Annotated in this window: 13 protein-coding genes; 6 read left to right on the top strand and 7 right to left on the bottom strand. The window is 72.4% G+C overall.

What is annotated here, in order from left to right; translation table 11 throughout:
- Positions 1-39 precede the first annotated feature (39 nt).
- The 7 genes from L3Q67_RS30325 to L3Q67_RS30295 all read right to left on the bottom strand — a co-directional run bounded on the left by L3Q67_RS30325 (position 40) and on the right by L3Q67_RS30295 (position 8142).
- The gene (locus L3Q67_RS30325; RefSeq protein ID WP_499184843.1) at positions 40-273 is read right to left on the bottom strand and encodes a hypothetical protein; all 234 of its coding nucleotides are present in this window, start codon (positions 271-273) and stop codon (positions 40-42) included.
- Positions 270-1313, bottom strand: coding sequence for a cobalamin B12-binding domain-containing protein (locus L3Q67_RS30320; protein WP_499184842.1), 1044 nt, complete (start codon positions 1311-1313; stop codon positions 270-272). Before L3Q67_RS30320 ends, L3Q67_RS30325 begins: the two co-directional genes overlap by 4 nt.
- On the bottom strand, positions 1310-2917 hold the full coding sequence (locus L3Q67_RS30315) for a PP2C family protein-serine/threonine phosphatase (RefSeq protein WP_499184841.1): 1608 nt from the start codon (positions 2915-2917) through the stop codon (positions 1310-1312). The genes L3Q67_RS30320 and L3Q67_RS30315 overlap by 4 nt, the downstream gene beginning before the upstream one ends.
- A gap of 88 nt (positions 2918-3005) precedes the next feature.
- On the bottom strand, positions 3006-4925 hold the full coding sequence (locus tag L3Q67_RS30310; RefSeq protein ID WP_499184840.1) for a glycoside hydrolase family 84 protein: 1920 nt from the start codon (positions 4923-4925) through the stop codon (positions 3006-3008).
- Between the two features lie 186 nt (positions 4926-5111).
- Positions 5112-5876 (bottom strand): endonuclease I family protein, encoded by a 765-nt coding sequence (locus tag L3Q67_RS30305; RefSeq protein ID WP_499191678.1) that lies wholly within the window; start codon positions 5874-5876, stop codon positions 5112-5114.
- Between the two features lie 84 nt (positions 5877-5960).
- Positions 5961-7085, bottom strand: a complete 1125-nt coding sequence (locus tag L3Q67_RS30300) for a MalY/PatB family protein (protein WP_499184839.1) — start codon at positions 7083-7085, stop codon at positions 5961-5963.
- Positions 7086-7242: 157 nt separating this feature from the next.
- Positions 7243-8142: a LysR family transcriptional regulator gene (locus L3Q67_RS30295; protein ID WP_499184838.1), complete on the bottom strand. Its 900-nt coding sequence runs from the start codon at positions 8140-8142 to the stop codon at positions 7243-7245.
- A 201-nt stretch (positions 8143-8343) separates the two neighbouring features.
- Between L3Q67_RS30295 and L3Q67_RS30290 the strand changes: the two genes are divergently transcribed.
- The 6 genes from L3Q67_RS30290 (at position 8344) to L3Q67_RS30265 (ending at position 14596) form a co-directional block, all read left to right on the top strand.
- A complete protein-coding gene (locus tag L3Q67_RS30290) occupies positions 8344-9189 on the top strand; it encodes an LLM class F420-dependent oxidoreductase (protein WP_499184837.1) in 846 nt (281 codons plus the stop codon).
- A gap of 17 nt (positions 9190-9206) precedes the next feature.
- Entirely contained in the window at positions 9207-10115 is a 909-nt protein-coding gene (locus tag L3Q67_RS30285; RefSeq protein ID WP_499184836.1) for a zinc-binding dehydrogenase, read from the top strand.
- Between the two features lie 37 nt (positions 10116-10152).
- Positions 10153-10869 (top strand): CPBP family intramembrane glutamic endopeptidase, encoded by a 717-nt coding sequence (locus tag L3Q67_RS30280; protein WP_499184835.1) that lies wholly within the window; start codon positions 10153-10155, stop codon positions 10867-10869.
- Between the two features lie 57 nt (positions 10870-10926).
- Positions 10927-12306 carry a PepSY-associated TM helix domain-containing protein gene (locus L3Q67_RS30275; protein ID WP_499184834.1) on the top strand — a complete coding sequence of 460 codons (1380 nt, stop codon included), beginning with the start codon at positions 10927-10929 and terminating at the stop codon, positions 12304-12306.
- A complete protein-coding gene (locus tag L3Q67_RS30270) occupies positions 12306-13049 on the top strand; it encodes a DJ-1/PfpI family protein (RefSeq protein ID WP_499184833.1) in 744 nt (247 codons plus the stop codon). The genes L3Q67_RS30275 and L3Q67_RS30270 overlap by 1 nt, the downstream gene beginning before the upstream one ends.
- A 254-nt stretch (positions 13050-13303) precedes the next feature.
- Entirely contained in the window at positions 13304-14596 is a 1293-nt protein-coding gene (locus L3Q67_RS30265; RefSeq protein ID WP_499184832.1) for a hypothetical protein, read from the top strand.
- Positions 14597-14633: the final 37 nt, after the last annotated feature.

Below are 14633 nucleotides of genomic sequence, written 5' to 3'. Positions count from 1 at the left end.
CGTTGTGCGCACCGGGAAGCACATCCGGCTCGGCACAGCTTAGGTGTCGTGCCCGTGGCGCTCGGCGACCCCGGTGGCCTCGCCGGTCAGGTAGCCGGACGTGCCGGTCACCTGGAGCAGCCGGTCCAGCGCCCGGCCGCGGTTGTCCAGGAACACCGGCAGCCGCGCGGTGGTCAGCGTGGTGAACTCCTCGGTGGTGGTGTGGTCGAGGTCCCCGTCGAGCCGGAACACCGTGGTGCACTCGTCGTGGGTGGTGGTCCAGGTGCAGATCATGCCGGTTTTCCCAGGTGTCCGAGCGCGCCGGTGAGCAGGGAGTGCGCGCGGGGGAAGTCGCGCAGCTCGACGGCGAGCAGGTCCAGTGCGGGGCGCAGCGATTCCGCGGGCACCCCGCGCACCGAGAGGATCTCGGCGGTCCAGGTCAGGAAGTCGAAGAAGAGCGCGTCGTCCCCGACGTAGAGCGAGGTGGCCAGGAACTCCACGATGTGCGCGAGGTCCTCGGCGGTGTACTGCCGCTGGAGTTCGGTGTACTCGCGCATGGCGGGCACCCGCTCCTCCAGCCCGGAGAAGACGGCCTTGACCAGCCGGGCCGCGGTGCGCGTGACCATCGTGTACTCCTGGTCGGCCAGGTGCGGCAGGTCGTCGGTGACCTCGTGCACCCCGCGCGGCCGGGGCAGCGGTCCGGCGGTGAGGCGCTGCGCCGCGGCCCGGGCTTCGGGTGCCCAGGCGTCCGCGCCGAGCAGGCGGGCGTAGCGGCCTTCCTGGCCGAAGGCCGCGCCACCGGCGATCACCGGCACCCCGGTGGCCTGGCAGGCGGTGATGGTGGCGTGCGCGGTGGGCAGCCGGGGCGCCAGCGAGCCGGACAGCGCGACCGCGTCCGGGCCGGTCCGGTGCAGGTGGGTGATCAGGTGCGGGACCGGGACCTGGGCGCCGAGGTAGTCGACGGTGAATCCGCGCAGCCGCAGCGTCTCGGCCAGCAGGCGGGCGGGCAGCGCGTGCCATTCGCCGTCCACGCAGGCCACGGTGACGCGGCCGAGCACCGCCCGCGGGCGCGGGCGCGGGCGCGAATGCACCGCCGCGGCGATCACCCGGTCGTTGATCGCGGTGGCCGCGTGCTCCTGTGCCACGCTCAGCCGGTTGGCCGCCCATTCCACGCCGACGCGCCGCTGGACCACGCTGACCACGTCGAGCAGCGCCGCTTCCAGGTCCAGCCCGGCGTCGAGGGCGGCGAACACCGCCTCCACCGCGGCCTGCTCGTCCCCGCCGACCGCGGCGTCCCAGAGCCGTTCGACGGCGGCCGCCACCGGCGCGCTCATGTGGTGTACCTGCCTCTTCCGAGCCCGCCGACCGCGGTCAGGTGCTGCCCGCGCGGGGCGGTGATCACCAGTACGGCCATGTCGTCGTGCGGGTTGCGGCCCGCCCATTCCGAGGCCAGCATCTGCACCCTTTCCGCGACGGCCTCGGCCGGCATGCCGGCGCATTCGCCCAGGACCCGCCGCAGGCGTTCCTCGCCGAACATGGTTTCGCCGAGCGGGCCGCCCTTCGCCTCGATGATGCCGTCGGTGAAGAGCAGGCAGCTCTCCCCCGGCTCCAGGCGTACCCCGGCGGAGACCGATTCGATCTCGGGCAGCACGCCGATCACCGTGCCCATCGTGGGGACCTCCTCGACCCGGCCGTCGGCGCGCACCACCACCGGTGGCGGGTGCCCGGCGCTGGTCAGCCGAAGCCGCACCCCGGTGCCGTCCCTGGCCACCGAAGCCAGCACCAGGGTGACGAACCGGGTGCTGTGCGAGTTCAGCAGCGCGCCGTTGAGCAGGCTCAGCATGCGGTGGTGGTCGCCGGCGAGCGGGAGCAGCGCGTGCAGGGTGTTGCGGACCTTGCCGGTGAGCACGGCGGCCTCCAGCCCCTTGCCGCAGACGTCGCCGAGGATCGCCAGCGTCTCCTCGCCGCCCGCGAGCGCGGGGTGCACGTCGTAGAAGTCGCCGCCGACCCGGTCGGTGTCCTGCGAGGCCCGGTAACCACCGGCGAACTCCACCCCGGCGACCTCGGGCAGCACCGGCGGCAGCAGCTCGCGCAGGAGTGCTTCGGTGATCGAGGCCTGCTCGGCGAACAGGCGCGCCGCCGCCATCGCCGCGCCCGCCCGCGCGGCGAACAGACGGGCGAAGGCCTCCTCGGAATCGGCGAACGGCTCACGTTCCCGGTGGCGGAGCAGGACCAGCGCGCCGGCGGGCACGCCCTGCCCCGGCAGCGGCGTGACCACGATGGAACCGACCTCGCCGAAGCCTTCCGGCACGAGCCAGCCCGGCGCGTGCTGCGGGTCGAGCCACCGCGAAGACACCGGCGGGAACCCCTGCAGCGCCTCGCTCAGGCCGGGGACGTCCGCCGGGTTCATCAGCAGCTCGGTGTGCTGCGGCCGGCCACCGCGCACGCAGCAGGTCATCGGGTAGCGGCGGCGCGTCACCGGCGAGATCACCACCGTGGCGTCGGCGAGGTGCCGCGCGGACAGCTCCGCGGTCACCTCCATGCAGCGCTTGAGGTTCAGCGAGGACAGCAGCGCGTTCGACGCCTCGCTGAGGAAGGCGGCGCGCTCGCGTTCGAGCCGGAGGCCGGTGTCCTCGACCAGCCACCAGCTCACCCGGTCGTCCTCGTGGCGCACCGGGTGAGCGGTGAAGCTGCGCCCGTCCACCTGCCCGGAGACCGGCACGGCGGAGCCGGCTCCGGCCAGCCACGTGGGCAGCACGGAACCGGCCGGCCGGCCGGTTCCGGCGCCGGGGAACAGCAGCGCCGCCGCCTCGTTGACCGATTCGAGCAGGCCGCCGGCGTCGAGCACCACGGCGGGATCGGGAGCGGCCGACCAGGCCGCGGCGGCCACCTCCGGGCGCACCGCTACCCCGGTGGGTCGCTCCAGCTCGTTCGGCACCCCGGGACACCCTCACCTTTGACCACAGACTCGTTCAGGGGTCAAGGGTTCCTCATCGCCCGGCCGGAGGCAAACCCGGTTACTCCGCTCAGGGGCGCCCCACCAGGCCGGGCGCGTCCGCGAGGAAGGCGTCCAGCACGCCGTCGGCGACCCGGATCGGGCCCTGCGGGCGGGTGGTGCCGGGGATCGTGCGGATTTCCGCCGCCTCGGCGGCCAGCCGCTCCGCTTCGGCGAAGGCGCGGTCGGCACCGGCCGGGTCCGCGGCCGCCAGCCGGATGCCGTCCACAGTGGACTGCAAGGCCCGGCCCCACAGGGTCAGCGCGTCCAGCCACGGCTTCGCCTGCGCGGAGAAGGCGGGGTCGGGCACCCCGGCGCGGATCCGCTCCGGGGCCGCGGCGAGCAGGTCCGCGTACTGGTCCAGCTGCCGCAACGCCGCGCCCCGCGGCGCCGCCCGTACGGCGTCTACTTGGGACTTGAGCACCGGTGCCTGCGGTTGCCAGACGACGTCGCCGAAGGTGGGCGCCAGGTGCTGGGTGTCGAAGAAGGCGAGCAGCGCCTCGGCGGTCTTCACGTCCCCCGCGGCCAGGTAGTCCGCCGCGGCGCGCCAGGTGCGCCCGGCGTCGTAGTCCTGGTCGTTCCAGGCGAACGACGCGCCGCCGAACAGCGCCACCTTGCTCGGGGCCGCCTGGTTCATCGGGTTGAGCACGATGCCGCCGAGCGCGGTGTGCAGCCCGGCTTCGCGCTTGTCGTAGGGCGCCAGCAGCAGCCGCCCTGTGGTCTGGCCGTAGTCGTTGACCGGGTAGTTGTCCCACAGGAACACCTTGCGGCCCCAGACCTGGGCGGCCTTCTCGGCGTCGGCGACGCTGATCGACGGCGGCACCACGTCGGTGCCGGTCCACTGGACCACGATCCGCTCGTCGAGGGTCTCGCGCAGCACCTTCTTGTACGGCGAGTCGGCCACGTCGGAGTACTCGGTCGGCACCATCTGCAGCGGCTGCGCGCCGACGGGGTCGAGGAAGTCGCGCTGGACGCCGTTGAGCAGATCGGCCTGCGCCCGCCCGGCCGCTTCCTGGCCGGGAGCGCCGTAGACCTGCTCGTCACCGGCGCAGTTCCACTTGGTGTAGCTGATGTCGTCGAGCGCGAGGTAGAAGCTGTCCGCGCCCTGCTCGTGGATGGAAGCGAGCTTGTCGCGCAGCGCCTGGACATCGGCCGGGTCGCTGTAGCAGATCGAAGGCCCCGGTGAGATCGCGTAGGTGAACTGCACGTGGTGCTCCGCCGCGGCGTCGATCAGTTCCTTGATCCTCGCCAGTTCCGCGGCGGGGTAGGGCTCGCGCCACTTCTCGCGGAGGTAGAGGTCGTCCTTGGGGGTGTAGATGTAGGTGTTCGCCTTGATGTCGCCGTAGAAGGCGAGCTGGTCGAGCCGGTCTTCGTGGGACCAGGGGGCGCCGTAGAAGCCCTCGATGCTGCCGCGCAGGGCCATCAGCGGGAAGTCGGCCACCTTCGCCGCCGCGATCCGGCCGGGTCCGGCGAGCTGGCGCAGGGTCTGCGCGGCGTAGTACACGCCGTCGCCGTCGTTGCCCGCCAGGGCGATCAGGCCACCACGGCCCTTCGCCCGCGCTGCCAGCGAATACCCCTCCGGCCGCGGCTCACCGGGTTTCGCGCCCCCGGCTTCCGCGAGCGCTCCGGAGACCTCGGGGTCGGAGAGCAAGCCCGCCACCACGGTCAGTTCGGCGCGTTCGCCGACGATCTCCCGCGCACCAGCGCTTTCGAGCGTGCGGCGCACCAGGTTCGCGGTCGCCTCGTCAGCGCCTTCGCCGAGGATCAGCCCGACGCGCGCGGGCACGCGCACCTGGCGGCCGTTGGTGTCGATCGACTGCGGTGTCGGCGTGACCACCGGCAACCGGCTTTCCCGGCCCGGCGGGACCGCGGCGGCCGCCGCACCCGGCGTCAGCCCCATTGCGACGCCGAGAACAGCGGCCACCGCGGTGGCTCGGATTCGTGCGGGCACCGGACCTCCCTGATGATGATCTTTGGTCCAGACCACCAGGGATCCGGCGCCCAGTCAAGACCACCGGCTCCCGGGAGGTCGCGCCGGCGCGGGGCCGGGTTCGTGGTTCGGCCCTCAAGGCCGGGCCGCGAGCCCGGCCCCGCGCCGGCTCAACAGCGACCTCCCCGCCGTCGCCGGAGGCGCGGCCTAATACACAGCGTCGGCCCACTCCGGGTGGTCGATGAACGGGTTGCGGTTCTTCTGGATGCCGAAGATCGCTTCGTTGCGGTTCTGCTCGACGCTGTCGACCGGGTCCTGCTCGTGCCACCGCAGCAGCACCGAGACCTTGCCGATCGCCGGGGCCGCGCCGTTGCCGACCTGGTCGTTGGGCTCGAGGTCGGGGAAGCCGTCGCCGCCGTCCCAGCGCACGCCCATGTACAGGATCATCCTGGCCACGTCGCCCTTGACCGCGTCACGCGGCTCGAACGAGTCTTCGTCGGTCAGGTTGCCCGGCGCGCCGTCGACCGGCTCGCCGCCGGCGTCGAAGTCCTTGTTGCCGCGGATGCTGTTCACCGTGACGTCGGTGGCGCGCAGGTGGTGGATGTCGGTGCCGGGGCCGGGCGAGGTGCCGAAGTCGCCGTGGGACTTGGCCCAGGTGTGCTCGCGGTTCCAGTCGCCGGAGTCACCACCGTTGGCGTCCTTGCCGCGTGACTCCCCGCTGTAGAGCAGGGTCACGTTGCTCGCGTTGGCCGGGTCCTCGTCGGTGGTCTTGAGCGCCTCCCACACGTCGTCGTAGTCCAGGGTGGTCACGCCGGAACTGATGATCGTGTGCAGTGCCGCCTTCAGGTCGGTGCCGATCTTGCCCTCGGCACCGGCGTAGTAGTCGTCGGCCGCTTGCGCGGCGGGCACCGCGACCAGGCCGGTCGCGGCCAGTGCGGCGCCGGCCACGGCTGTGCTCACCGCCTGCCGCAGGATTCGCTTGGTGGCCACCCAGGATCTCCTCACCACTGTGCTCTCACGGTCGGTGAAAGACTGACAGCAAGGAGATCGCGTCGACTACCGACGAACGGAGGTCAACGCGTGGATCCGCTGGACCGCCTCGGCGAGCAGGCCGGGCGCGCAGCCGAAGTTGAGCCTGGCGAACCCTATCCCGGTTCGCCCGTACCGGTGACCGGCGTTCAGCGCGAGCTTCGCCTCGGCGAGCAGGTGCGCGGCCGGATCACGCCAGCCCAGCGCTCGGAAGTCCAGCCAGGCGAGGAATCCGGCGTCGGGCGGGTGGTAGCCGATCGCGGGCCCCAGCGACTCGCCGAGCAGCCGCCGGTTGTCATCGAGCACCGCCAGCGCTTCGGTGAGCCACGGGCCGCCGTCGTCGAACGCGGCGATCGTGGCCAGGACGCCGAGGTGCCCGGTGCGGAAGAGCGAATGTGGCGAGAGCCGGTCGACATAGCGCTTCGGCGCCGGATCCGCGGTGATCACCGTGGCCGCCTTGAGCCCGGCCAGGTTCCAGCCCTTGCTCGCGGACAGGAACGAAAACCCCCACCGCCGCGCGGCGGCCGAGACCGACAGGAACGGCACGAACTCCGCGCCGGGCAGCACCAGCGGCGCGTGGATCTCGTCGGCCAGCACGTACACGCCGTGCCGGTCGGCGAGTTCGGCGAGCGCGGCCAGCTCGTCGCGGGTGTGCACCACGCCGAGCGGGTTGTGCGGACTGCACAGCAGGTAGGCGGCCGCGTCACCGGCGAAGGCGCGGTCGAGTGCCTCCAGGTCCAGGCGCCCCTCGGCCAGCGGGGCTTCGACGACCTCCGCGCCGACTTCCCGGATCCACCAGGCGAACGGCTCGTACACCGGCGGGCTCAGCACGACGCGATCGCCGGGACCGGCCACGCGCCGCAGGACCTCCACGATGCCCATCCCGACATCGGCGACCGTGCGGACGTGCGCGGGATCGATCCGCCAGCCCCAGGAACGCTCGGCGTAGCGGGTGACGGCGTCGGCGAGCTCGCCGGTCGGCGCGGCATACCCGGTGTCGGAGCGGCGGATCGCGTCGTGCAGCACCTCGGCCACCGGCCCGGGCAGCGGGAAGTCGAGTTCGGCCACCGGCAGCGGCAGCACGTCGTCCGGGAAGGTCCGCCACTTCGCGCTGCGGCGCGTGCGGAGTTCGGTCAGGGAAGGGAGGTCCATGCCGTCGATCATCAAGTTCGCGGCGGCCGTCCGCTTCCGATAAAAAGCCGAAAAACACCACAAACCCGCCACCACGACGCCCGCGCCAAGCCAGACAGGTGCCGTGAATGTGGCTTTCACGGCGGAATCGGCCGTGAAAGCCACATTCACGGCATGTTCAGGGATTTCTGACGCACAGGCATTGGAAGAAGGCTTCGACGAAGACCTTGATGGCGCGGCGGTCGTCGTCGGCTCGCCAGACCACGGCGAGTTCCGCCGGGGTGAGGCCGGTGACGGGCCGGAACACCAGGTCGTCACGTTCGTAGATGGCGGCGTTGCCCGCGGCGAGCAGCACCACGCCCAGCCCGGAGGCGACGGCCTCGAAGGTCTCCTCGGCGGTCTCCGCCTCGGTCGCGATGCGCGGCGGTGTCTCGCGTTCGTCGACGGCCAGCCAGAACCGCCGCAAGGCTCCGGCCGACGCGGGCAGCGCGATGATCGGCTCGTCGGCGAGCTCCGCGAACGGCACCTCCGCCATCTCGGCGAGCCGGTGGTCCCGCGGCAGCGCCACCCACCGGTCCTCGCTGGCCACCACCCGCCAGGCCAGGTCCCCGCTGTCGGGCACCGGCAGCCAGGCGACCGCGACGTCGACCTCGCCCCGCGCGAGGCCCGCGGTCGAGTCGCGCCAGGCGATCTGGCGGAAGAGCAGCCGCCAGCCGGGCAGTAGCCTCGCCAGCTCGGCCGTCACACGCGGCATCAGCCCGCGCCCGGGCCGCGTCTGGAAGCCGACCGTCAGCGTGGCCTCCTTGGCCGCCGCCGCTTCGGCCACCTGGCGCCAGGTCTCGTCCCACAACCCGAGCAACTGCTTCGCGCGCGGCAGCAGCGCCTCCCCGGCCGCGGTCAGCGTGACGCGCTGGTGGTCGCGGTTGAACAGGGTCACGCGCATCAGGTTCTCGAGCTGGCGGATCTGCTTGCTCAACGCGGGCTGGGAGATGTACAGCCGCTCGGTGGCCGCCTTGGTGAAGCTCAACTCCTCCGCCACGGCGGTGAAGTACCGGAGATCCCGCAGGTGCGCTTCCATAATCAAGATTATCCAGTCGGGAGTGGTGACGAATGTGGCCACGCTCTGTGGCTCGTTTGGTCTTGTCAGACGCCGCGAGCTGACGCTGTGTTACGGCCTCCGGGACAGCGGCATGCAAGCGTGACGCGAGAGTCTCGATAACCGATGGCTATCACACCAGGTCTTGGACGAGAACCACGAGACAACCGCACGATGGGCGTCATGGAACTGGGTGTGCACGGGTTGAACATGAAAGCGACGCTGGGACCGGCCGACACGCGGCGCCTGGCGCGACTGGCCGAAGAGCTGGGGTACACCTCCTGGTGGGCCGGTGAACACGTGGTGCTGCCCAGCCCGCGGACCCCCGGCTCGCCGATGGAGCCCACCGACGGCCTCCTCGATCCGCTGGTCCACCTGACCTACGTCGCGGCGGTCACCGAGCGGCTCCAGGTCGGCAGCGCGATCGTGATCCTGCCGCAGCGCAATCCGCTGGTGCTGGCGAAACAGGCCGCCAGCCTGGACGTGCTCAGTGGCGGCAGGCTGCTGCTCGGCGTGGGCGCGGGGTACCTCGAACCCGAGATGACCGCGATCGGCGTGCCGATGGCCCGGCGCGGCAAGCGCACCGACGAGTACCTCGACGCCATGACCGCGTTGTGGACCGAGCCGAACCCGGAGTTCCACGGCGAGTTCGCAGACTTCGCCGAGATCGACGCGCACCCGCGGCCGGTGTCGCCGGGTGGGCCGCGGATCGTCGTCGGCGGGGCGAGTCCGGCGGCGTTCCGGCGGGCGGTCTCCCGTGGGCACGGCTGGTTCGGCAACGGCACCGCCGACGACCTCGTCCGGCACCTCGAAGGCCTCCGCCGCGCCGCCGACGAGGTCGAGCGGCCCGCTCGGCTGGGCAAGCTGGAGATCATCTTCATGCAACTGGACCCGGTCGCCGTGGATCCCGCGCAGGCCCGCCGCTACGCCGACCTCGGCGTCGACCGGCTGGTGGTCTACCCGCTCCCCCTCGAAGACCCCGGCGACGTGGCGAAGTTCCTCGAACAGCACGCCGGTCTGATCCGCTGAGCAGGAGAGGAACTCCCATGCGTGCGCTGGTGCACGATCCCGCCGCGCCCCGCGGCCTCCGGCTGGCCGAAGTCCCCGAACCCGTGCCGACCGCCTCGCAGGCGTTGATCGGCATCAAGGCCGTCTCGATCAACTTCGGTGAGGTCGCCTACCTCGCCCAGCAGCGCGAACCCGGCGAAGTGCCCGGCTGGGACGCGGCGGGCGTGGTACTCGAACCCGCGGCGGACGGCTCGGGCCCACCGGCCGGTGCCCGGGTGACGACCTTCGGCTGGCGCGACGGCTGGGCCGAACACCGCGCGGTCGACACGGCGAACCTCGCCGTGGTGCCCGACGGCGTGGATCTCGGCGCCGCGGCGGCACTCCCGGTCGCCGGGGTCACCGCGTTGCAGGCGGTGCGCGCGCTTGGCGCGGTGCTCGGGCGGCGGGTGCTGGTCACCGGCGCGGCCGGGGGCGTCGGCCGGTTCGCCGTCCAGTTGGCGGCCCGTGCGGGCGCGGAGGTCGTCGCGCTCGTCGGCGATCCCGCTCGGGGGGCGGGATTGCGCGGGCTGGGTGCGGCGGAGGTGGTCACCGGACTGACCGGCGAGCCGCTGACCGGCGTGCTGGACAACGTCGGCGGTCCGCTGCTGGCCGAGGCGTTCGCCCGCCTCGAACCGGGCGGGGTCGCGCTGGCCGTCGGCAAGGCTTCCGGTGAGGCGACCACGATCGATTGGGAGGCCGAGCGCCTGCGTGGTGGCCACCGCAGGCTCGAACCGTTCGTGATCTCCGTGCCGCTGGGCGAGGACCTCGCCTACCTGGCACGACTGCTCGGCCGCGGCGAGCTCGACCCGCAGGTCGGCCACCGCGTTCCGTGGGAACGGGCGACCGGCGCGGTGGACGCCCTGCTGTCCCGGCGGATCCGCGGCAAGGCCGTCCTGGACCTGAGCTGACCCGGCGGAGCGGCGCGCGGCGATCTACGGTCGGGGCATGACTGTGCGCACCGGCGGTGGTCCCCGCGTGCTCGCCGTCGTGGTGGCCGTGCTCCTGCTCGCCGCCGCCACCTTCCTGGCCAACCGCGTGCTCCCGGGCTGGGCGTACCCGGTGTGCGGCACGATCGCCGCGCTGCTGCTCGTGGTGCTCGCCCGCGCGTCCGGCGTGGCGTCGCCGGAGATGGGCCTGGGCAGGCGGCACCTGGGCCGCGGCGCGGTGGCCGGCCTGATCGGGATGGGCGTGGTGCTGCTGGCGTTCGGCGTCGCGCTCGCCGTGCCGGCGCTGCGCCCGCTGTTCGACGACGGCCGCGTCGGCTCGCCCGACCTGACCGAGGTCCTGTGGCAGACGCTGATCCGGATCCCGCTCGGCACCGTGCTGATCGAGGAAGTCGCCTTCCGGGGCGTGCTGCCCGCGTTGCTCGGCGCGGACCAGCGCTGGCGGTGGGGTCCGGTGCTCGGCGCGGCCGGCCTGTTCGGGCTCTGGCACCTGCTGCCCTCGCTCGCCCTGGTCCGCAACGCCGCGGTGGCCGAGGCCTTCGGCGGCTTCCCGCTGTGGCTGATCTCCGTGCTGGCGATGCTCGGCGCCGCCGGGGCCGGGGTGTTCCTGCACTGGTGGCGCCACACCGGGCGCAGCCTGCTGGCCCCGATGGCGGTGCACACCGCGACCAACTCCGGCGGGCTGGCCGCCGCCTGGCTGGTGCTCGCGCACCGCTGAGGCGACGAACGCCGGATCTCCGGGAACTTCCCGCGACTTCCGGCCGACTGTAGCGACGTGACCACTGACGAGTTCGTTGGAACCGACCCGGAAGCGGCGAGAGCGCGACGTCGCTCGGCGCGTCCGCTGCTGCTGCGCCTGCACTTCTACGCCGGTGTCTTCATCGGCCCGTTCCTGCTGGTCGCCGCGCTGACCGGGCTGCTCTACATCTTCACCCCGCAGCTGGAGCAGGTCGTCTACGACCACGAGATGACCGTGCCCGCCGGCTCCTCGGCCCAGCCGCTGGAGAGCCAGCTCGCGGCCGCGCGCCAAGCGGTGCCCGACGCGACGGTGGTGCGGGTCCGGCCGGGCCCCGAGGCGACCGACACCACGCAGGTCATCTTCAGCAGGCCCGATCTGGAAGCCAGCCACTGGCTGACCGCCTACGTCGACCCGTACAACAGCGAGGTGCGCGGCGTGCTGGAGACCTACGGGTCCAGCCAGGCGACGCCGGTGCGCACCTGGATCGACCAAATGCACCGCGGCCTGCACCTCGGCGACTTCGGCCGGTTGTACAGCGAACTCGCGGCGAGCTGGCTGTGGGTGGTGGTGCTCGGCGGGCTGGTGCTGTGGTGGTCGAAGCGGCGGCAGCACCGCGCGGCCGACCGGCGCGCGAAAGGCAGGCGGAAGCTGGTGGCCTGGCACGCCGCGACCGGCTCGTGGGTCGCCATCGTGCTGCTGTTCCTGTCGGTGACCGGGCTGACCTGGTCGCAGTACGCCGGGGAGAGCATCACCGACGTGCGCCAGGCGCTGTCGTGGCAGACACCGGCGCTGTCCGCCAGCATGTCCGAGCACGCCGAACACGGTGGCCACGCCGGGCACAGCGAGCACAGCGGCTCGGCACCGGTGACCGACGCCGGACCGGACCGGGTGCTGGCCGCGGCCCGCGCGCACGGCCTCGACGGACGGGTCGAACTCACCCTGCCCAAGGAGGGCGAGGTCTACCTGGTCAAGCAGATCGAGACCAGCTGGCCGTCGAAGCAGGACACCGTGGCGATCGACCCGGCGAGCGCCCAGGTGCTGGAGACGCTGCGGTTCGACGACTACCCGCTCGGCGCCAAACTCGCGCGCTGGGGCATCGACGCGCATATGGGCATGCTGTTCGGGCTGCCGAACCAGCTCGTGCTGGCGGTGGTCTGCCTCGCGCTGATCACCATGGTCGTCTTGGGTTACCGCATGTGGTGGCACCGCAGGCCGACCCGCGACGGGTTCGCCATGGGCAAGCCCTTCGCCCGCGGCGGCTGGCGGTCGATGCCCCCGGCGGGGCTGGTCGCGCTCGTGGTGGCCGGGGCGCTGGCGGCCTGGTTCCTGCCGGTCTTCGGCGTGACGCTGATCGGGTTCCTGGTGGTGGACGCGCTGCTGGGCCTGCGCAAGTCCCGGGTGGAGGACACGCGCTGATGCGACGCCGCACGGTACTGCGGGCCGCGACCGTGGCGGGCGTCGGAGCGGGGGTGGGCGCGGTTGCCGCTCCGGCGGCCGTCGCCGCCCCCGCCACCGGGCCGCGGATCGGCATCCTGCTCTACGACCGGTTCAGCCTGCTCGACCCCACCGGCCCGGCGGAGATCCTCGCGCGCCTGCCCGGGGCGAGCGTGACCATGCTCGCGGAACGTCCCGGCCTGGTGCGCACGGACACCGGCGACGTCGCGCTGCTCGCCGAGAAGTCGATCGACGAGGTGCGCGAACTCGATGTGCTGCTGGTGCCCGGCGGCAGCGAGCGGGCGGTGCTCGCGGTGTTCGAGCGGCCCCGCGTGCTGCAGTGGATCCGCGGCATCCACCGGCGCACGAAGTGGACCACCTCGGTGTGCACCGGCTCGATGATCCTCGGCAAGGCCGGGCTGCTGACCGGCCTGCGCGCGACGACGTACTGGTCCGGCAAGGCCTACCTGGAGTCGCTCGGCGCTACCTTCGTCAACGAGCGGTACGTCCGCGACGGCAAGATCATCACCTCGGCCGGGGTGTCGGCCGGGCAGGACATGGCGCTCTACCTGGCCTCGCTGCTCGCCGACGACCGCACGGCCCAGGCGTTGCAACTCGCCGTCGAGTACGACCCGCGCCCGCCGTTCGACACCGGGACGCCGGACAAGGCCGGACCGGAACTCCAGGCGCTGGCGCTCGCGCTGCTGGCCGAGTCCCAGGTCTGACGCCGACGGGAACGCCGGGGTGGCGCGTCGATATCGCATCTGCGCTCGTACCGTTCGAGCAGCAGAGCGAGGATCATCACGATTGCCGGAGTGCTCACCGCGTACCACATGGTGGTGGGCGTACCCCCGGATCGGCGGAGGCCAAACCTCTTCCAGGCTGGGCCGTTCGGGCGCACCGGCGAGCGGGATCGCCGTGAATAATCGAGGCTGGGGGTACTGGGAGCGCGTTCATCCGGTTTCGGAGGTGTCCGGCGGTGGCTTCGCCCGACGGCAGAGTGCAGCGGCACACGCTGGTGCGTGCGCTGCTGTGGCTGGCCGGACTGGTGCTGGCGTTGTTCGCCGTCTCGTGCGTTTTCAGTAGCGCGGCGGAGGCGAAACCACTGGTCGAGCCACCGGCTCAGCCCGAGAAATCCTTACACGATCTGGTGAATCCGATTGACGCGTTGCTGGGCCACTGGCAAAAACCAGCGAAGCCGAAGCCCACGAAAACAGAACCCGCGGAACCGAAGCCCGTGAAGCCGGAGCCCGTGAAGCCGAAGGCCGGACTGCCGGTCCTCGACGCCACCACGGACGCGGTGGCCGAACCGGTCGGCTCGGTGCTCGGCAAGGGCTCGCTCGAGCCGGTGGCCCCGATCCTCGACCTGGCCGGCAAAACCGTGAACACCGCGACCGAACCGGTGGCGCCGATCCTCGAACTCACCCGGGACACCGTCCTCGAGCCTGTCGCGCCGGTGGTGGACCTCGCCGAGCACACCGTGGCCGACGCGGTCGACGCGGTGGCGCCCGTGCTCGGTCTCCTCGAAGAGCCGGTGCAGGTCCTGTCGCCGGTGCTCGACCTGACCGGCGACACGGTGGCCGGAGTGGTTCGACCAGTGGCCACCGTGCTCGAACCGGTGCTCGGGCTCGCCGGCAACGCGGTGGCCGGAGCCGTGGCGCCGATCCTCGAACTCGTCGGCGAACCGGTGGCCGTCCTCGTCCGGGCCACCACACCGCTGCTCGGTCTCGTCGAGCGCACGGTCTCACCGGTCCTCGGCCTCACCGGCGAAGCGGTGAGCAAGGTGGTCGAAGCCGCACCCCAGCTGCCCCGCTTCCCCTCCGGTCCGGCCTGGTTCCCCGGCGCGTGCGTCAAGGCAGGCGGCGGCCAGAAACAGCAAACAGCCGCGAGACCGCTCCCCCAGCCGACCCCATCGCAGCACGCACAAGCCGCGAACGTCTTCCTCGCGCACGACGACGTGCAGGCCACCACCACCACCACCACCTACCAGCAGAAGACCGCGGAGGCGCCGGCCATCGAAAGCCACGCCACCGCGCGGAAAACCGGCTCGGCCTCGCCGTCCGAGAAGCCGTTCCCCTTGCCCGGCGAGGGAAGCGCGCCGCATCCCGTGGCCCCGATCCCGGCGTCCAGCGGCGCCAACACCACCCCGCACGGCCCTCCGGCCTGGAGTGCGCCGGAGAGCCGGGAACTCGTCCTCGGCTACGTGGTCTCCTACCTCGGCGACGACCTGCCGCTCTGGCGTTCCATCAAACCGGGCAGCCGCCCCGACTGAGCGATTCACCGCGACCAGCGCCTTTTCCGCTTCCGGT

The organism is Saccharothrix sp. AJ9571 (assembly GCF_021725495.1).
Lineage (GTDB): Bacteria > Actinomycetota > Actinomycetes > Mycobacteriales > Pseudonocardiaceae > Amycolatopsis > Amycolatopsis magusensis.
The sequence above is the reverse complement of the archived record's forward strand: the minus strand, read 5'-3'. Positions and strand labels throughout refer to the sequence as shown.